The organism is Streptomyces sp. NPDC045998, from assembly GCF_056430285.1.
Genome location: NZ_JBWKLJ010000004.1, coordinates 514,952 through 533,226, shown reverse-complemented (window position 1 = coordinate 533,226; position 18,275 = coordinate 514,952). Strand labels below are relative to the sequence as shown.

Here is an 18,275-nt window from a genome sequence, read left to right as displayed (position 1 = left end):
ACCGCGTGTCGTGCATGGCAGCGGACTGTGGGCACAATTGGCATGGCTGTTGGATATGGCGCAACGGATGGGGAGGCAGGAACGACGGTGGCGGAACGTAGCACGGCCGCCGTCGACGTGGCCGACAACAGCGGTGACGACCCGCTGACCGCGAAGGCGGACAAGGCCGCGGCCGACGGGGTGGCGGAAGCGCAGGACACGGCGGACGGATCCGCCGACAACACCGACGGCGAGCGGCGGACCGGCGGTCAGCCCTCCCGTGTGACACCCGAGCTGCACAGCGGCCACAAACTGGCCAGACGCTACCGGCTCGAGGAGTGCGTCACCCGTCTGGACGGCTTCAGCAGCTGGCGTGCCGTCGACGAGAAGCTGCGCCGCGCCGTGGGGGTGCACGTGCTCCCCGCGAACCATCCCAGGGCCCGCTCGGTGCTGGCCGCGGCACGTTCCTCGGCGCTGCTCGGCGACCCCCGGTTCGTCCAGGTCCTGGACGCGGTCGAGGAGAACGAGCTCGTCTACGTCGTCCACGAATGGCTGCCGGACGCCACCGAGCTCACCGCCCTCCTCGCGGCCGGGCCGCTGGAGCCGCATGACGCGTACCAGCTCGTCAGCCAGGTCTCCCAGGCCATGGCCGCCGCCCACCGCGAGGGGCTCGCGCATCTCCGCCTCACCCCCGGCGCCGTCCTGCGGACCTCCAGCGGCCAGTGGCGCATCCGCGGGCTCGCCGTCAACGCCGCCCTGCGGGGCATCAGCGCCGAGCGCCCGCAGCGCACCGACACGGAGGCGATCGGCGCCCTGCTGTACGCGGCGCTGACCCAGCGCTGGCCTTACGAGGACGACGCACACGGTCTGTCCGGGCTGCCCAAGGGTGTCGGGCTCATCGCACCCGACCAGGTCCGGGCGGGGGTGCACCGCGGCCTCTCCGAGATCGCCATGCGCGCCCTCGCCAACGACGGGGCGACGGCCTCCCGCCAGGAACCCGCCTGCACCACCCCCGACGAGCTCGCCAAGGCCGTGGCGGCGATGCCCCGCATCCGCCCGCCGGAGCCGGAGTTCCCCGCCCCGCCGGACTACCAGCGCACGACCTACCAGCAGGGCACCTACGGCCGGCCCAAGCCGCGCCCGGCCGCCACGGCCACCCAGCCGACGCCCATGCCGCCGCCCCCGCTGCAGAGCCGTACGGGCAAGGCACTCAAGTGGGCCGTGTCGGCACTGCTCATCGCCGCACTGGGCCTCGGCAGCTGGCAGGTGGCCGACAAGCTGCTCGACCAGCCCAAGGCCGCCGAGGACCCGAAGCCGAGGCAGACCACCTCCACATCCAGTGGTGGAGGTCAGCAGAAGACGAGGGTCCCCGTCCCGCTGAAGATCCAGGAAGCCAGGGAGTACGCCCCCGACGGCTCCCCGCAGAACGTCAATGACGTCCAGAAGACCTACGACAACGACAGCGGCAGCTACTGGCGGACGAACTACTTCCTCGACGGCCCAGAGCTCGAGCCCTCGATCAAGCAGGGCGTCGGCATCGTGTACGACCTCGGCGCGGACAAGGACGTCTCGAGCGTCTCCATAGGGCTGCGCTACGGCGGACCGCACACGACCATCACGCTCTACGCCGCCGATTCGCTGTCGCCGTCCGGCTCCGTGGACACCATGAAGAAGATCGCTTCCGGGCAGAGCAGCGGTACGAGCCTGCAGGTGTCCACCAAGGAGCCGGTGAAGAGCCGTTACGTGCTGCTGTGGATGACCGCGATGCCCTACTCGGCGAAGGACGGCTACAGCGGCGCGGGATACAAGCAGGCCATCACGGACGTGAAGTTCACCGGCTGACAGAGAGACGCGGGAGGGGGCGCACCGTTGGACGATGCCGAACTGGGCGGCACGAGCGACCAGGAACTACTGGCTCGCCATGTCAGCGGTGACCCTGACGCCTTCGGCGAGCTCGTGCGCCGCCACCGCGACCGGCTCTGGGCCGTCGCCCTGCGGACGCTGGGGGACAGGGAGGAGGCCGCCGACGCCGTCCAGGACGCCCTCGTCTCCGCCTTTCGGTCCGCCCACACCTTCCGCGGTCAGTCCGCCGTGACGACGTGGCTGCACCGCATCACCGTGAACGCCTGCCTGGACCGGGCCCGCAAAGCCGCATCCCGCAAGACCTCGCCCGTGGAGGACACCGAGCGGCTGGAGCAGCTTCTGGAGCCCCATGAGTCGGCCGAGGCGCCTGCCGAGCGGCACGACCTTCACCGGGAGCTCCTGGCCGCGCTGGCGACACTGCCTGCCGATCAGCGTGCCGCGCTGGTGCTGGTCGATATGCAGGGCTACCCCGTCGCAGAGGCCGCTCGCATCCTCGACGTACCCACGGGAACGGTGAAGAGCCGCTGCGCCCGGGGCCGGGCGAGACTGCTCCCCCTGCTCACTCATCTGCGTGGTGACACCGTGGGTAAGGGTGGGTCCGAAGGGGGAAGGAACCGGACGCCAGGGACATCCGTCCCACCTGCGTCGGGAGCAAGCCGTGATGCAGGACCCCAGGATCCTGCTGCTGTGAAGGGCGGAGGTGGACGCGCGTGACATCCACGGCCGACACGACTCAGCATCCGGATGTCTCGGAGATCTCCGACCTCACCGAGGGGCTGCTCTCACCGTCGCGTACCGCCGATCTGCGACGGCATCTGAACGACTGCGCACTGTGCGCCGATGTTCGTACCTCACTGGAGGAGATCCGCGGGCTGCTCGGCACGCTTCCCGGGCCCGCCCGCATGCCGGCCGATATCGCCGGGCGTATCGATGCCGCGCTGGCTGCCGAAGCGCTCCTGGACGCCACCGCTCCCGCTGCGAGTGAGCACGTTTCACGTGAAACATCGACCCCGTCGAAGCCGGCCGACCGGATCCCTGCGGACCGTCCGGCCGGGCCTTCCTCCGGGCGGCCTGCCGGCCGACCGAACACCGCCACGGGCCCCGGCCGCGCGGGTTCCGCGCGGCAGCGGCGCCGCAGGATGCTCCTCGGCACGGCCTTCGGCGCCGCGCTGGTCGCCCTGAGCGGACTGCTCCTCCAGGGGATCCAGTCGTCGGGGGACAAGGACGGCAACGCCCGGAAGGCCGACAGCCCGGTCACTGCCGCCGATACGGCGACCTTCTCCGGCGTCCCTCTCGACAACCATGTAGAGGCCCTCCTCGCCATGGAGACCTTCACCGCGACGCCCGAGAAGCAGGACCAGCGGAGCCTGGGGGCCAATACGGTGAAGCGCTCAGGTGACGTGGCCGTCCCGGACTGTGTCCAGGCGGGGACCGGCCGTACCGAGCAGGCTCTCGCCGCTGAGCTGGGGGAATACCAGGGCAGGAAGGCTTTTCTCGTGGTCCTGCCGCACTCCGCGGACGCCCGGCGGGTCGATGCGTACATCGTCGACGCGTCCTGCACCACGACGAAGGCCCCCAAGGGAGACGTGCTGCTCACGCACTCCTACCCCCGTCCCTGACATCACGCTGCCGTGCCGCCTGGGCGCTGCGGGAATGCGCGCCCCGTAGGATCCGTTGGGTGGGGTGAGAGTCCTTGACCCGGCCCCGTAGGCAGTAGGCAGTCTGCAGAGACGAGGAAGAAACCCGTGAGCGACGTCCGTAACGTGATCATTATCGGCTCCGGGCCCGCCGGCTACACGGCAGCGCTGTACACGGCGCGTGCCTCGCTGAAGCCGCTGGTCTTCGAAGGTGCCGTCACCGCCGGTGGTGCGCTCATGAACACGACCGAGGTGGAGAACTTCCCCGGTTTCCGTGACGGGATCATGGGCCCCGATCTCATGGACAACATGCGGGCCCAGGCCGAGCGCTTCGGTGCCGAGCTCATCCCGGACGACGTCATCGCGGTGGACCTCAGCGGCGACATCAAGACCGTGACGGACACCGCCGGGACCGTTCACCGCGCGAAGGCCGTCATCGTCACGACCGGCTCTCAGCACCGCAAGCTCGGCCTGCCGAACGAGGACGCGCTGTCCGGCCGGGGCGTCTCGTGGTGCGCCACCTGCGACGGCTTCTTCTTCAAGGACCAGGACATCGCCGTGGTGGGCGGCGGTGACACCGCGATGGAGGAGGCGACCTTCCTCTCCCGGTTCGCCAAGTCCGTCACCATCGTCCACCGCCGGGACACCCTGCGCGCCTCCAAGGCCATGCAGGAGCGTGCCTTCGCCAACCCGAAGATCAAGTTCGCGTGGGACAGCGAGGTCGCCGAGATCCACGGTGAGCAGAAGCTGTCCGGTCTGACCCTGCGCAACACCAAGACGGGTGAGACCTCCGAGCTGCCGGCGACCGGTCTGTTCATCGCCGTGGGCCACGACCCGCGCACCGAGCTGTTCAAGGGCCAGCTGGAGCTGGACGACGAGGGCTACCTCAAGGTGGAGGCTCCGTCCACGCGCACGAACATCACGGGCGTCTTCGCCGCCGGTGATGTGGTGGACCACACCTACCGCCAGGCGATCACCGCCGCCGGCACGGGGTGCTCCGCCGCCCTGGACGCCGAGCGCTACCTCGCCGCGCTCGGTGACAGCGAGAAGGCCGCCGAGCCGGAGAAGACCCCGGTCGTCTGACCGCACCCTGTTCCCCACTCCCACACCCCGTTGAAACAAGGAGGCTGCCGTGGCCGGCAACCTGCAGGACGTGACCGACGACTCCTTCGAGGCTGAGGTCCTCAACAGCGACAAGCCCGTACTCGTGGACTTCTGGGCCGCCTGGTGCGGTCCGTGCCGCCAGATCGCGCCGTCGCTGGAGGCCATCGCCGCCGAGCACGGCGAGAACATCAAGGTCGTCAAGCTGAACATCGACGAGAACCCGGCCACGGCGGCGAAGTACGGCGTCATGTCGATCCCGACGCTCAACGTCTACCAGGGCGGCGAGGTCGTGAAGACGATCGTCGGCGCCAAGCCGAAGGCCGCGATCGTCCGCGACCTCGACCCCTTCATCGGCGACGAGGTCAGCAAGGCCTGACGTCTCTGTTTCACGTGAAACAGTGAGCGGCCCCTCCCGGTCAGGGAGGGGCCGCTCACTTTTCTGCTCGCTTTTCTGTCACAGCGGGCGCAGCACCGGGTCCTTCTGGACCGCTCCTAGCAGGCGGTCGAGTGCCAGCTCGACGTCTTCCTTCCAGGAGAGTGTGGTGCGCAGCTCCAGCCGCAGCCGGGGATGGACCGGGTGCGGTCGGACGGTCTTGAACCCCACCGCCAGAAGGTGGTCGGCGGGCAGCACGCAAGCCGGCTCTTTCCAGCGGGCGTCCCCGAAGGCCTCGATCGCCTTGAAGCCGCGCCGGAGCAGGTCCTTCGCCACGGTCTGCACCATCACCCGGCCGAGCCCCTGGCCCTGGTACCCCGGCATGATCCAGGCCGTTATCAGCTGCACGGCGTCGGGCGAGAGAGGACTCGTCGGAAAGGCGGTCGAACGCGGCACATACGCGGGCGGCGCGTAGAGCACGAACCCGACCGGTACCTCGTCCACATAGACGACACGACCGCAGGATCCCCAGTCCAGCAGGACCGCGGAGATCCAGGCCTCCTTCTCCAGGTCCGGAGTTCCGGCCTTTATCGCGGCCTCTCCGCTGACTGGGTCAAGTTCCCAGAAGACACACGCTCGGCAACGCTTGGGGAGATCCGGGAGGTTGTCCAGCGTGAGCGGTACGAGCCGACGCCCCATGAAGGCTGTTCCTCACTTCCTTCGCGTGCCGCTCCGAGAGCGGCTGCCAGCGCGCTCCGTTCCCGGAGCAGGCTGCCGATGAACCCACCGACCGCACCCAGTCCCAGGCCTGCTGTCACCAGTCGGCCGCGGCTCACCTCTCGCATGCCCGGTTCTCCCTCCATAGTGGGTCAGGGGAATGCGCATACCAGAACGCATCGTATCGATCGGGCGATGACACGCATACGGGAAGACGGCAAAGGGCGGGCCGTGTTCCGGTGAACACCGGCACACGGCCCGCCCTCCTGGCTGCGGCGAACGGGGGTCAGCCCTGGTCGTCCTGCTGCTCCTGCTCCGCGAGGCCCTGCGCCAGAACGCGTCCTTCGCCAGGGGCCAGGGTCGACAGGATCCGGTCGAGATCCTCCATCGAGGCGAACTCGACGACGATCTTGCCCTTCTTCTGCCCGAGGTCGACCTTCACCCGGGTCTCGAAGCGGTCCGACAGCCGGGTGGCGAGCTTGTTCAGCGCCGGCGACACCCGGGCACCGGCCCGCGGCCCCTTCGGCTTGGCCGGAGCGCCGCTGGGCTCCGACTCCATCAGCTTCACGATCTCCTCGACCCCGCGCACCGAGAGGCCCTCGGCGACGATGCGGTACGCCAGCTTGTCCTGCGCCTCGGGGTCCTCCACCGACAGCAGCGCCCGGGCGTGCCCGGCCGACAGCACACCGGCGGCCACCCGGCGCTGAACGGGCGGCGACAGCCGCAGCAGCCGCAGCGTGTTGGAGACCTGGGGACGCGAGCGCCCGATCCGGTCGGCCAGCTGGTCGTGGGTGCAGTTGAAGTCCTTCAGAAGCTGGTCGTAGGCAGCGGCCTCCTCCAGCGGGTTCAGCTGCGCCCGGTGCAGGTTCTCCAGCAGGGCGTCCAGGAGCAGCTTCTCGTCCTCGGTCGCACGGACGATCGCGGGGATGCGCTCCAGCCCTGCCTCCCGGCAGGCCCGCCAGCGCCGCTCGCCCATGATCAGCTCGTAGCGCTCGGGGCCCAGCTGTCGTACGACCACCGGCTGGAGCAGCCCCACCTCCTTGATGGAGGTGACCAGCTCGGCCAGCGCGTCCTCGTCGAACACCTCACGCGGCTGGCGCGGGTTCGGCGTGATCGCGTCCAGCGGCAGCTCGGCGAAGTGCGCCCCGGCCGACGCCTCGCCCTCGGGTGCCGCCTCCGGCTCCGGCTGCGCTGAAAGCGCCGGTTCCACGGGCCCGGAGGCGTTCGGCAGCGTCGCGACCTTGGCGGCCGCCACCCCCCGCTCCGCCGTCAGTGCGGGAATGGCCCCCGGAGAGGTGGACCCGACTCCCACCGAAGGCGCCTGCCTCTCCTGGGGAGCAGCGGGGATCAGCGCACCGAGCCCACGCCCCAGTCCCCTACGTCGCTCGCTCACTGGATCCCCTCCGACATGCTGTGCTTGCTGATCTGGCTGCCCACGTGGGCGTGCTGTGGGTCGTAGTAGACACCAGCCCCCCGCAGGGCGATCTCGCGGGCCGCCTCCAGGTACGAGAGCGCACCGCTGGAGCCCGGGTCGTACGTCAGCACCGTCTGCCCGTAGCTGGGTGCCTCCGAGATGCGGACGGAGCGCGGAATGCTGGTCCGCAGCACCTCGTCACCGAAGTGGCTGCGCACCTCGTCGGCGACCTGCGAGGCGAGCCTGGTCCGGCCGTCGTACATGGTGAGCAGGATCGTCGAGACATGGAGCGTGGGGTTGAGGTGCCCGCGTACCAGCTCGACATTGCGCAGAAGCTGCCCCAGACCTTCCAGCGCGTAGTACTCGCACTGGATGGGGATCAGGACCTCCGCGCCCGCCACCATGGCGTTGACCGTCAGCAGGCCCAGCGACGGAGGGCAGTCGATGAGGATGTAATCCAGCGGCTGCTCATACGCCTGGATCGCCCGCTGCAGTCGACTCTCCCGGGCCACGAGCGAGACCAGCTCGATCTCCGCCCCGGCGAGATCGATGGTGGCCGGAGCGCAGAAGAGGCCTTCGACGTCCATGACGGGCTGGACCACGTCGGAGAGCGGCTTGCTCTCCACCAGGACGTCGTAGATCGAAGGAACTTCGGCATGGTGGTCGATCCCGAGCGCCGTGGAGGCGTTGCCCTGCGGGTCCAAGTCGATGACCAGCACACGTGCGCCGTGCAGAGCCAGAGAGGCGGCGAGGTTGACCGTCGTGGTCGTCTTGCCTACCCCGCCCTTCTGGTTGGCGACCACCATGATGCGGGTCTGCTGAGGGCGGGGAAGCCCCTCACCGGCACGGCCCAGCGCTTCCACCGCCAGTTGGGCAGCATGACCGATGGGGGTGTCGTCCATCGGGGGCGGTGTTTCACGTGAAACATCCTCCCCCGCCGATTCGGTACGGGGACCGGGGACCGGATCGGTCATCGGTCCCGCGATGTTGGCGTCGGACCGCAAGGATTCACTCTCCTCGGCTTCAGGCTCGCGATGGGGAGAGCCTGCCATGCTTTCGGGGTCGTGAACCAGCGAGGCCCGTGGTTCTGTGGACAACTCCACCTCTGTGGACATCCCTGTAACCCCCACGGGGGGCTTACGGTCGCGCGGCGTGGCAGCCGCGCGACCGCGGCTGATGATTCCCTGCAGCAGTGAGCGACGTTTCACGTGAAACATTGATGCACTCGCCGCCCAGCGCGGGCATCACGACACTCCGAAATGCGTACGTATGAGGATCGACAGCAGGAAAACCCCGCCGGTGGCCCTCAGCGACGACGACGGGACGTCCGCGCGGCCTTGGCGCGCTTGGCGGCGAACCGAACCCCACCGGGGCTCTCGCCGACCTCCACGCGTACGACCGTCGACATCGGGTCGACGATGCCCTCACCGACGTGCAGCACCGAGGTCTGGACGACACCCAGTTTGCTGAGCGCGGCGCGGGCACCCTGGAGTTCTTCCTCCGCGGTGTCGCCCTTCAGCGCGAGCATCTCGCCATAGGGACGCAGCAGCGGTACACCCCAGCCCGCCAGACGATCGAGCGGCGCGACGGCACGGGCGGTCACCACGTGAACCGGCGGCAGCTTGCCCAGCATCTCCTCGGCACGGCCGCGCACCACGGTCACATGGTCCAGCCCGAGCAGCTCGACGACCTCCTGGAGGAAGTTCGTACGGCGCAGAAGCGGTTCGAGAAGCGTGATCTTCAGGTCCGGGCGGACCAGCGCAAGCGGGATACCCGGGAGGCCGGCACCGGAGCCGACGTCGCAGACCGTGACACCCTCGGGCACGACCTCCGAGAGCACCGCGCAGTTCAGCAGGTGGCGCTCCCACAGCCGTGGCACCTCACGGGGCCCGATCAGGCCGCGCTTGACCCCCGCGTCCGCGAGAAGCTCGGCGTACCGGACAGCTTCCGGGAAGAACTCGCCGAATACCGTCCGCGCTTCTTGGGGCGCATGGGGAAGCTCTTCTGCCTCCGTCACGGGAACCGTCCTTCCGTACCGCATTGGCGCACCGCAGTGCCGAGCGGCAGTGCAGTGCTGAGTATCAGGCTGACAAAGATCGGCCCCGCCTGCGAACAGACGGGGCCGACATGAAGGGAGACTCAGGCAGGGAGCACGACGACGAAGCGCTGCGGCTCCTCGCCCTCGGACTCGCTGCGCAGGCCGGCGGCGGCCACCGCGTCGTGGACGACCTTCCGCTCGAACGGGGTCATCGGCTGGAGCTTCACCGGCTCACCCGTGCTCTTGACGTCGGCCGCGGCCTGGGCGCCCAGCTCGGCGAGCTCGGTGCGCTTCTTGGCCCGGAAGCCGGCGATGTCGAGCATGAGGCGGCTGCGGTCGCCGGTCTCCCGGTGCACGGCGAGGCGCGTCAGCTCCTGAAGCGCCTCCAGCACCTCACCGTCGCGCCCCACGAGCTTCTGCAGGTCGCGGCTGCCCGTGTCGCTGACGATCGAGACCGCGGCGCGGTCCGCCTCGACGTCCATGTCGATGTCGCCGTCGAGGTCGGCGATGTCGAGCAGACCCTCGAGGTAGTCAGCCGCGATCTCGCCTTCCTGCTCCAGGCGGGTCAGGGTGTCGACACCCTCGGCGGCGGCGGAGGTGGTGCCTTCCGTCACGGATGGACTCCTTCTTACTTCTTGGACGACGGGTGCTTGGGCCGCTGCTGGCCCTTGCGCTGTCCGGACTTGGCTTGGCGTGCGGAACCTCCGGCGGCCCCGCCCTCCTGCTTCGGCTTGGCGTCCTGCGGCTCGTCGGCCTTCTTCTCCAGGGACGTCTTCGCCGCACCCTGCGGGGTGGCGGGACCGGCCTGGCGCTTCGCCTTGGGCTGGCGCTTGGGCTGCTGGCGGCGGGCCGCCGCGGCGCTCTGCGCCTCGGCGACGGCCGGGTCCACCTTGGCCACGGTGCCGTCGGCCTGGGCCGAGAACCCGGCCTTGGCCAGGGCGCCGATGAACCGGCGCTCGTTGTCGTTGCGGTCCGGGCCCTTGGCCACGATCGTCTGGACGACGCTGCGGCGGCGGCGACCGCGGACCTCACCGTGCGAGGTGACGCTCTTCAGCAGGCGCTGCAGGTATTGGTCCTGGGCCTTGCTGCCCGGCGTGGGGTTCTGGTTGATCACGTACATCTGCTGGCCCATGGTCCACACGTTGGTGGTCAGCCAGTAGACGAGGACACCGACCGGGAAGTTGATGCCCATGACGGCGAAGATCACCGGGAAGATGTACATCAGCATCTTCTGCTGCTGCATGTACGGGGTCTTCACCGTCAGGTCGACGTTCTTCTGCATCAGCTGGCGCTGGGTGAAGAACTGCGACAGCGACATCAGAATGATCATGATCGCCGTGACGATGCGGACATCGCCCAGCGAGGCGTTGAGGGCCTCGACCTTGCCCGGGTCGTCCATGAACTTCGCGGCGATCGGGGCCCCGAAGATGTGGGCCTCGCGAGCGCTGTTCACCAGGTCCTGGTTCAGGACGCCGATGGTGTCACCCGAGGCGATCTTGCTCAGCACGTGGTACAGCGCGAAGAAGAACGGCGACTGCGCCAGGATGGGAAGGCACGAGGAGAGCGGGTTGGTGCCCGTCTCCTTGTACAGCTTCATCATCTCTTCGGACTGACGCTGCTTGTCGTTCTTGTAGCGCTCCTGGATCGCCTTCATCTTCGGCTGGAGCGCCTGCATGCCGCGGGTCGACTTGATCTGCTTGACGAAGAGCGGGATCAGGCAGATCCGGATGAGCACCACGAGGGACACGATGGACAGGCCCCAGGCCCAGCCGGTATCGGGACCGAAGATCGCCCCGTACAGCTTGTGGAACTGGACGATGATCCATGAGACGGGCGTGGTGATGAAGGCGAACAGACTGGCAATCGTGTCCACTAATCAGGCTCCTTGAGCATTGGGCGAGGTCTCTGCGGCCGGGCTCGGATCGGCGGAGTGCCCGCCCTTGCCACCGCGCAGCGCGGCACGCAGCAGTTCGTGCCAGCGCGGGCGCTTCCGTGGAGGGACATGGTCCACACCGCCCGGCGACCACGGGTTGCACCGCAGGATCCGCCAGGCGGTCAGGGCCGTGCCCTTCACCGCGCCGTGCCGGTCGATCGCCGTATATCCATAGTGGGAACACGACGGGTAGTACCGGCAGACAGGGCCGAGCAGCGGACTGATCGTCCACTGGTACAGCTTGATCAGAGCCAGCAGCGGGTACTTCATCGCGCGCCCCCTCCCAGCAACCGCTGAAGGGCGGCGTCCAGGTCTCGGGCCAGCTCTACGTGGTCGGCGTCGCCCGCTCCGGGCAGCGCCCGTACTACCACCAGGCTACCGGGGGGCAGGACGGGCAGCCGGTCGCGCATCAGGTGCCGCAATCGGCGCTTCACCTGGTTGCGGACGACCGCACCGCCCACGGCCTTGCTGACGACGAAACCCGCACGTGTCGGGGGAGCGCTCTCCCCTGACGCGTGCGGGTCCGTTGCACCGCTGCGTAGATGGACGACGAGGAACGGGCGGCCGGCCCGGCGTCCTCGGCGTACCGCGGTCGCGAAGTCCTCGCGCCGCCTCAGCCGATTCTCGGTAGGCAGCACGTCATGACCTGTTTAAGCGATCAGGCGGACAGGTTGGCGCGACCCTTGCTGCGGCGGTTCGCCAGGATGGCGCGGCCGGCACGGGTGCGCATGCGCAGACGGAAGCCGTGGGTCTTGGCACGACGACGGTTGTTCGGCTGGAAGGTGCGCTTGCTCACTCGGGGGCTCCAGAAATGATTCGTTGGTGGCGGGACATCGCCTGGCTGTCACCGTGCGCCCACGAGTAGCTCGCAATACGCCCGAGTGCACCGCTTCACGATCACTGACCGTGATCTTTGCCCATCGGAGGCAGGCGGCAGCAGCCATCGACAACTCGACCTGGTTACGGTACGCGCGGCTACGCCATCCGGTCAAACCGGCACCGCGCCGGGCCCCGCTGTGCACAGGCTGTGGACAACAACTTGAACCACGTGAGCCGCCACGACTACCGTGGCTGAACTCGGATTCTTTCCGTTGTGTCCTTGCCTGTCCGTCCCGTCCCGTCCCGAGAACCACACATTCGTGGGACCTGTGAGAGAGCGTGCCTTGTGGCTGACGTACCTGCTGATCTTGCCGCAGTGTGGCCACGCGTGCTCGAGCAGCTCCTCGGTGAAGGCCAGCAAGGCATCGAGCCCAAGGACAAGCAGTGGGTCGAGCGGTGCCAGCCGCTCGCGCTGGTGGCCGACACGGCGCTCCTCGCCGTACCCAACGAGTGGGGCAAGCGGGTCCTGGAGGGCCGGCTCGCACCGCTGATCAGCGACACGCTCAGCCGCGAGTGCGGGCGCCCCATCCGGATCGCGATCACCGTCGACGACTCCGCGGGCGAGCCGCCCGCGCCTCCGGCGCCCCCCGGCCGGCAGCAGCCGCGCTACGACGACTACGGCCACCGGCCGATGCCTGACGACGGGCTGCCGACCGCGCGCCCGGCCTACCCCGAGTACCAGCAGCACCGCCCGGAGCCCGGCGCCTGGCCGCGCACCCAGGAGGACCTGTCCTGGCAGCAGCAGCGCCTCGGCGGCTTCCAGGAGCGCGACCCGTACGCCGGCCCCCGCCCCCAGCAGCCGCACCATGACTACCGCGGCCCGCAGCGCTCCGAGCACGGGGCACCGTCGCCGTACGAGCCCCAGCGCGACGGGCGGCACGAGATGCCGGAGCCGCAGTCGCCGTCCCACCCGGGCTCGGCCGGCCCTGGCGGCTCGTCAGGCACGGGCGGCACCGGGCCCGGAGGGGGCGCGGGGGCCGGAGGCGGGCGGCCCGGTGAGCAGCACGCGCGGCTCAACCCCAAGTACCTCTTCGACACCTTCGTCATCGGCTCGTCGAACCGCTTCGCGCACGCGGCCGCCGTCGCGGTCGCGGAGGCGCCGGCCAAGGCGTACAACCCGCTCTTCATCTACGGCGAGTCGGGCCTCGGCAAGACGCACCTGCTGCACGCGATCGGCCACTACGCGCGGAGCCTGTACCCCGGTACGCGTGTGCGGTACGTGAGCTCCGAGGAGTTCACCAACGAGTTCATCAACTCCATCCGCGACGGCAAGGGCGACACCTTCCGCAAGCGCTACCGCGATGTGGACATCCTGCTCGTCGACGACATCCAGTTCCTGGCGAGCAAGGAGTCGACGCAGGAGGAGTTCTTCCACACCTTCAACACGCTCCACAACGCCAACAAGCAGATCGTGCTCTCCTCCGACCGGCCGCCCAAGCAGCTGATGACGCTGGAGGACCGGCTGCGCAACCGCTTCGAGTGGGGCCTGACCACCGACGTACAGCCGCCGGAGCTGGAGACGCGGATCGCGATCCTCCGCAAGAAGGCGGTGCAGGAGCAGCTCAACGCCCCGCCGGAGGTCCTGGAGTTCATCGCCTCCCGCATCTCGCGCAACATCCGCGAGCTGGAGGGCGCGCTGATCCGTGTGACGGCGTTCGCCAGCCTGAACCGGCAGCCGGTGGACCTGGTCCTGACCGAGAGCGTCCTCAAGGACCTCATCCCGGGCGGCGAGGACGCGGCACCCGAGATCACGGCCGGCGCCATCATGGCGGCGACCGCGGACTACTTCGGCCTGACGGTGGAGGACCTGTGCGGCTCGTCGCGCAGCCGCGTGCTGGTCACCGCCCGGCAGATCGCCATGTACCTGTGCCGGGAGCTGACCGACCTGTCGCTGCCGAAGATCGGCGCCCAGTTCGGCGGCCGCGACCACACGACGGTGATGCACGCGGACCGCAAGATCCGTGCGCTCATGGCGGAGCGGCGCTCGATCTACAACCAGGTCACCGAGCTCACGAACCGCATCAAGAACGGCTGAGGCACCGCTGGCGGCACCGCTGAGGTGCGGCTGAGGTGCGGCTGAGGCACCCCGCGGTCGCGGCCGCGGCGCACGGCTGCTGCGCGGGGCTGAAGCGCGCGGCTGAAGCGCGGCGGAAACCCCTTCCAAGGGCGCTCCTGGGACCCGTCCCGGGGGCGCCCTTCGTCATGCCCGCCCCTGCTGCGGACCCCCCGCTGTTCGAATACGTACGGCTCCGGGACCCTTCTCCACAGATTCGGGGGAGATCTTCGATCCACAGGGTGGGGATCGTCGAGTTGTCCAGACAGCGTCCACAGGCGAGCCTGTTGGTATCGCGTTCCCCCAGGTCAGCCGGTTGTGGAATTGTGGCCGAGCGCTCTCCACAGCCTGTGGACGAAGATTTCTTCCACAGGCGGTCGACGCGGTTGTCCACCGGCAGCCCACAGGTAACGGTCCATGGTCCACAGCTTCTCCACACCGCTGTCCACTGTTCGGCAACGCAACACCCGAGCTCACCGGCCGGAGTGAAAGCGGTCACACGAAGATGCCGGATTGGGCTGTGGGGAAGCTGGGTAAAACTGGGGACGGCGCTGGGGAGAACCCTGTGTGTGCTGTGCATCGCGTGTGCACAACTTCCGCGCGTCCACAGACGCCCCCGGTTGTCCACGGGTTCCACCCACAGGGGCGGTGGACAAAAAACGCGGCCTGACCTGCGCGGACGACGTTATCCACGGTTTCCACAGGCCCTACTACTACTCCCACTTAGAGTTACCGGGGAATTCGCTTCGAAGAGGGCCCTGTGCACAACTCGGCGCCGGAGCCCCAACCGCCTCATGGCTCGACTTGACCCCGAGCCGCACCGACTGTCCGCGGCGTGCGTCAGACTGGTTCTCGCAGTCGACGAAGAGCCAGCAACAGCAGGAGGCGGTTCCGGTGAAGATCCGGGTGGAGCGCGATGTACTCGCGGAGGCGGTGGCCTGGGTGGCCCGCAGCCTCCCGGCCCGTCCGCCGGCGCCCGTACTCGCGGGCCTTCTTCTGAAGGCCGAGGACGGCGCGCTCAGCTTCTCCAGCTTCGACTACGAGGTCTCCGCGCGGGTCTCGGTCGAGGCCGAGGTGGAGGAGGACGGCACCGTCCTGGTCTCCGGCCGTCTGCTGGCCGACATCTGCCGCGCCCTCCCCAACCGCCCGGTGGAGATTTCCACAGACGGTGTACGGGCGACCGTGGTCTGCGGCTCCTCCCGCTTCACCCTCCACACCCTGCCTGTGGAGGAGTACCCGGCGCTGCCGGAGATGCCGTCCGCGACCGGCACCGTGCCCGGCGAGGTCTTCGCCTCCGCCGCCGCCCAGGTCGCCATCGCGGCCGGCCGCGACGACACGCTGCCCGTCCTCACCGGCGTACGGATCGAGATCGAGGGCGACACGGTCACGCTGGCGTCCACCGACCGCTACCGCTTCGCCGTCCGCGAGTTCCTGTGGAAGCCGGAGTCGCCGGACGCCTCCGCCGTCGCCCTGGTGCCCGCCAAGACGCTGCTGGACACCGCGAAGTCGCTGACCAGCGGCGACACGGTCACGCTGGCGCTGTCGGGCTCCGGCAAGGGCGAGGGCCTCATCGGTTTCGAGGGCGCCGGCCGGCGGACCACCACCCGTCTCCTCGAGGGCGACCTGCCGAAGTACCGGACGCTCTTCCCGACGGAGTTCAACTCGGTCGCGGTGATCGAGACCGCGCCGTTCGTCGAGGCCGTCAAGCGTGTGGCCCTCGTCGCCGAGCGGAACACTCCGGTCCGGCTCACCTTCGAGCAGGGCGTCCTCATCCTGGAGGCCGGTTCCAGCGACGACGCACAGGCTGTGGAGCGCGTCGACGCGCAGCTGGAGGGCGACGACATCTCGATCGCCTTCAACCCGACCTTCCTGCTGGACGGCCTGAGCGCGATCGACTCCCCGGTCGCCCAGCTGTCCTTCACCACGTCCACCAAGCCCGCGCTGCTGAGCGGGAAGCCGGCGGTCGACGCCGAGGCGGACGAGGCGTACAAGTACCTGATCATGCCGGTGCGCCTCAGCGGCTGAGCGGGTCGAACCGCGGGCCGAACCGCGGGCCGAACCGCGGGCCGGACCCAGGGCAGGGGGGCCGCTCGGCCGAGCGGCCGAGTGAGCGCCCGACCCCACAGGTGTGCACCCGCGTCCGGGCGTAGTCTCGGACGCGGGTACGAACTCGGCACACAAACGATTGAGGAATGTCTGATGGAGCTCGGTCTCGTCGGTCTCGGCAAGATGGGCGGCAACATGCGCGAGCGCATCCGCCGCGCCGGTCACACCGTCATCGGGTACGACCGCAACCCGGACCTCGCCGATGTCCACAGCCTCGAGGAGCTTGTGAGCAAGCTCAAGGGCCCGCGCGTCGTGTGGGTCATGGTCCCCGCGGGCGCCGCGACGCAGTCCACCATCGACGAGCTCGCCGAGCTCCTCTCGCCCGGCGACGTGGTCGTCGACGGCGGCAACTCCCGCTGGACGGATGACGAGAAGCACGCCGAGGAGCTGGCCGCCAAGGGCATCGGCTTCGTCGACTGCGGCGTCTCCGGCGGCGTCTGGGGCCTGGAGAACGGCTACGCGCTGATGTACGGCGGCGACGCCGAGAACGTCGCGAAGGTCCAGCCGATCTTCGACGCGCTGAAGCCCGAGGGCGAGTTCGGCTCCGTCCACGCGGGCAAGGTCGGCGCCGGCCACTTCGCGAAGATGGTCCACAACGGCATCGAGTACGCCATGATGCAGGCCTACGCCGAGGGCTGGGAGCTGCTGGAGGCCGTCGACTCCGTCACGGACGTGCGCGAGGTCTTCCGCTCCTGGCAGCAGGGCACGGTCATCCGTTCCTGGCTGCTCGACCTCGCGGTCAACGCGCTGGACGAGGACGAGCACCTGGAGCAGCTGCGCGGCTACGCCCAGGACTCCGGCGAGGGCCGCTGGACCGTCGAGGCCGCCATCGACAACGCGGTGCCGCTGCCCGCGATCACGGCGTCGCTGTTCGCGCGGTTCGCGTCCCGGCAGGACGACTCGCCGCAGATGAAGATGATCGCCGCGCTGCGCAACCAGTTCGGTGGCCACGCGGTCGAGAAGAAGAACTAGCGAAGCAGCACCAGCACAAAGGCATCCACAGGCTGTGCACACCTCGGTGTGCACGGCCATGCCGGGGGAAGGTCGGCGCACATCATGCACGTCACGCATCTGTCGCTGGCCGACTTCCGCTCGTACGCCCGGGTCGAGGTCCCGCTCGAGCCGGGCGTCGGCGTTTTCGTCGGCGCGAACGGCCAGGGCAAGACCAACCTCGTCGAGGCGGTCGGCTATCTCGCCACGCTCGGCAGCCACCGGGTCTCGTCCGACGCTCCGCTGGTACGGATGGGGGCCGAGCGCGCCGTCATCCGCGCGGCCGTCCGGCAGGGCGAGCGGTCGCAGCTCGTCGAGCTGGAGCTCAACCCGGGGCGGGCGAACCGGGCCCGGATCAACCGGTCCTCGCAGGTCAGGCCGCGGGATGTGCTGGGCATCGTACGGACCGTGCTCTTCGCGCCGGAGGATCTGGCGCTCGTCAAGGGCGACCCGGGGGAGCGGCGGCGCTTCCTCGACGAGCTGGTCACCGCGCGCTCGCCGCGGATGGCGGGGGTGCGCTCCGACTACGAGCGGGTGCTCAAGCAGCGCAACACCCTGCTGAAGTCGGCGGCCATGGCGCGGCGGCACGGCGGGCGCTCCATGGACCTCTCCACGCTGGACGTGTGGGACCAGCACCTCGCGCGGACGGGCGCGGAGCTGCTGGCGCAGCGGCTCGACCTCGTCGCGACGCTGCAGCCGCTGGCCGACAAGGCGTACGAGCAGCTCGCGCCGGGCGGCGGGCCGGTGTCGCTGGAGTACCGGGGGCCGGTCGCCGCCGGGGTGCACGGGCGGGAGGCGCTGTACGAGGGGCTCCTCGCGGCGCTGGCCGAGGTGCGCAAGCAGGAGATCGAGCGGGGCGTCACGCTGGTGGGCCCCCACCGTGACGATCTGGTGCTCAAGCTGGGCGAGCTGCCCGCGAAGGGGTACGCCAGCCACGGCGAGTCCTGGTCCTACGCCCTGGCGCTGCGGCTGGCCTCGTACGACCTGCTGCGCGGTGAGGGCAACGAGCCGGTGCTCGTCCTCGACGACGTCTTCGCGGAGCTGGACGCGCGGCGGCGCGAGCGGCTGGCGGAGCTGGTGGCGCCGGGGGAGCAGGTGCTGGTGACGGCGGCGGTCGACGATGACGTGCCGGGGGTGCTGGCGGGTGTGAGGTACGCGGTGTCGGAGGGGACGGTGGAGCGGTTGTGAC

18 protein-coding genes are annotated in these 18,275 nt (G+C 69.5%); 9 read left to right on the top strand and 9 right to left on the bottom strand.

From position 1 onward, the window contains the following. The first annotated feature begins 87 nt into the window (after window positions 1–87). The 5 genes from AC07FJ_RS15520 (at window position 88) to trxA (ending at window position 4,959) form a co-directional block, all read left to right on the top strand. Window positions 88–1,821, top strand: a complete 1,734-nt coding sequence (locus AC07FJ_RS15520) for a protein kinase family protein (RefSeq protein WP_479049229.1) — start codon at window positions 88–90, stop codon at window positions 1,819–1,821. A gap of 27 nt (window positions 1,822–1,848) precedes the next feature. Next, window positions 1,849–2,556, top strand: a complete 708-nt coding sequence (gene sigM / locus AC07FJ_RS15515; protein ID WP_361424187.1) for an RNA polymerase sigma factor SigM — start codon at window positions 1,849–1,851, stop codon at window positions 2,554–2,556. Then, the gene (locus AC07FJ_RS15510; protein ID WP_479049227.1) at window positions 2,553–3,461 is read left to right on the top strand and encodes a hypothetical protein; all 909 of its coding nucleotides are present in this window, start codon (window positions 2,553–2,555) and stop codon (window positions 3,459–3,461) included. Before sigM ends, AC07FJ_RS15510 begins: the two co-directional genes overlap by 4 nt. Before the next feature lie 126 nt (window positions 3,462–3,587). After that, window positions 3,588–4,562 (top strand): thioredoxin-disulfide reductase, encoded by a 975-nt coding sequence (gene trxB / locus AC07FJ_RS15505; protein WP_479049225.1) that lies wholly within the window; start codon window positions 3,588–3,590, stop codon window positions 4,560–4,562. A 49-nt stretch (window positions 4,563–4,611) separates the two neighbouring features. Beyond that, entirely contained in the window at window positions 4,612–4,959 is a 348-nt protein-coding gene (gene trxA, locus AC07FJ_RS15500; RefSeq protein ID WP_479049223.1) for a thioredoxin, read from the top strand. 78 nt (window positions 4,960–5,037) lie between these two features. Here trxA and AC07FJ_RS15495 read toward each other — a convergent pair whose 3' ends face one another. From AC07FJ_RS15495 to rpmH, 9 genes are all read right to left on the bottom strand, one after another. Further along, complete coding sequence (locus AC07FJ_RS15495; protein ID WP_479049221.1) at window positions 5,038–5,655, bottom strand: GNAT family N-acetyltransferase; 618 nt, start codon at window positions 5,653–5,655, stop codon at window positions 5,038–5,040. Window positions 5,656–5,959: 304 nt separating this feature from the next. After that, complete coding sequence (locus tag AC07FJ_RS15490; protein ID WP_479049219.1) at window positions 5,960–7,066, bottom strand: ParB/RepB/Spo0J family partition protein; 1,107 nt, start codon at window positions 7,064–7,066, stop codon at window positions 5,960–5,962. Beyond that, window positions 7,063–8,139 carry a ParA family protein gene (locus AC07FJ_RS15485; RefSeq protein WP_361424344.1) on the bottom strand — a complete coding sequence of 359 codons (1,077 nt, stop codon included), beginning with the start codon at window positions 8,137–8,139 and terminating at the stop codon, window positions 7,063–7,065. Before AC07FJ_RS15485 ends, AC07FJ_RS15490 begins: the two co-directional genes overlap by 4 nt. A 254-nt stretch (window positions 8,140–8,393) precedes the next feature. Then, window positions 8,394–9,104, bottom strand: coding sequence for a 16S rRNA (guanine(527)-N(7))-methyltransferase RsmG (gene rsmG, locus AC07FJ_RS15480; protein ID WP_355352183.1), 711 nt, complete (start codon window positions 9,102–9,104; stop codon window positions 8,394–8,396). A 122-nt stretch (window positions 9,105–9,226) separates the two neighbouring features. Further along, window positions 9,227–9,739 carry a Jag family protein gene (locus tag AC07FJ_RS15475; protein WP_361424206.1) on the bottom strand — a complete coding sequence of 171 codons (513 nt, stop codon included), beginning with the start codon at window positions 9,737–9,739 and terminating at the stop codon, window positions 9,227–9,229. A 14-nt stretch (window positions 9,740–9,753) separates the two neighbouring features. After that, window positions 9,754–10,998 (bottom strand): membrane protein insertase YidC, encoded by a 1,245-nt coding sequence (gene yidC, locus AC07FJ_RS15470; protein ID WP_479049216.1) that lies wholly within the window; start codon window positions 10,996–10,998, stop codon window positions 9,754–9,756. 3 nt (window positions 10,999–11,001) lie between these two features. Further along, window positions 11,002–11,328, bottom strand: coding sequence for a membrane protein insertion efficiency factor YidD (yidD, locus tag AC07FJ_RS15465; RefSeq protein ID WP_361424212.1), 327 nt, complete (start codon window positions 11,326–11,328; stop codon window positions 11,002–11,004). After that, window positions 11,325–11,696 carry a ribonuclease P protein component gene (gene rnpA, locus AC07FJ_RS15460; protein ID WP_479049214.1) on the bottom strand — a complete coding sequence of 124 codons (372 nt, stop codon included), beginning with the start codon at window positions 11,694–11,696 and terminating at the stop codon, window positions 11,325–11,327. Before rnpA ends, yidD begins: the two co-directional genes overlap by 4 nt. A 20-nt stretch (window positions 11,697–11,716) precedes the next feature. Beyond that, complete coding sequence (gene rpmH, locus AC07FJ_RS15455; RefSeq protein WP_018846094.1) at window positions 11,717–11,854, bottom strand: 50S ribosomal protein L34; 138 nt, start codon at window positions 11,852–11,854, stop codon at window positions 11,717–11,719. 369 nt (window positions 11,855–12,223) lie between these two features. Between rpmH and dnaA the strand changes: the two genes are divergently transcribed. The 4 genes from dnaA to recF all read left to right on the top strand — a co-directional run bounded on the left by dnaA (window position 12,224) and on the right by recF (window position 18,274). Then, the gene (gene dnaA / locus AC07FJ_RS15450) at window positions 12,224–13,972 is read left to right on the top strand and encodes a chromosomal replication initiator protein DnaA (protein WP_479049212.1); all 1,749 of its coding nucleotides are present in this window, start codon (window positions 12,224–12,226) and stop codon (window positions 13,970–13,972) included. 912 nt (window positions 13,973–14,884) lie between these two features. Continuing rightward, the gene (dnaN, locus tag AC07FJ_RS15445; RefSeq protein ID WP_355352164.1) at window positions 14,885–16,015 is read left to right on the top strand and encodes a DNA polymerase III subunit beta; all 1,131 of its coding nucleotides are present in this window, start codon (window positions 14,885–14,887) and stop codon (window positions 16,013–16,015) included. Window positions 16,016–16,189: 174 nt separating this feature from the next. Beyond that, a complete protein-coding gene (gene gnd, locus AC07FJ_RS15440) occupies window positions 16,190–17,068 on the top strand; it encodes a phosphogluconate dehydrogenase (NAD(+)-dependent, decarboxylating) (RefSeq protein WP_468286076.1) in 879 nt (292 codons plus the stop codon). Between the two features lie 84 nt (window positions 17,069–17,152). Next, on the top strand, window positions 17,153–18,274 hold the full coding sequence (recF, locus tag AC07FJ_RS15435) for a DNA replication/repair protein RecF (RefSeq protein ID WP_479049209.1): 1,122 nt from the start codon (window positions 17,153–17,155) through the stop codon (window positions 18,272–18,274). Window position 18,275 lies beyond the last annotated feature (1 nt).

Excerpts from the sequence above, each read along its gene's own strand:
- AC07FJ_RS15495 (WP_479049221.1), bottom strand. The coding sequence starts at position 5,655 with ATGGGGCGTCGGCTCGTACCGCTCACGCTGGACAACCTCCCGGATCTC.
- AC07FJ_RS15485 (WP_361424344.1), bottom strand. The coding sequence starts at position 8,139 with ATGGCAGGCTCTCCCCATCGCGAGCCTGAAGCCGAGGAGAGTGAATCC.
- yidD (WP_361424212.1), bottom strand. The coding sequence starts at position 11,328 with ATGAAGTACCCGCTGCTGGCTCTGATCAAGCTGTACCAGTGGACGATC.
- gnd (WP_468286076.1), top strand. The coding sequence starts at position 16,190 with ATGGAGCTCGGTCTCGTCGGTCTCGGCAAGATGGGCGGCAACATGCGC.
- recF (WP_479049209.1), top strand. The coding sequence starts at position 17,153 with ATGCACGTCACGCATCTGTCGCTGGCCGACTTCCGCTCGTACGCCCGG.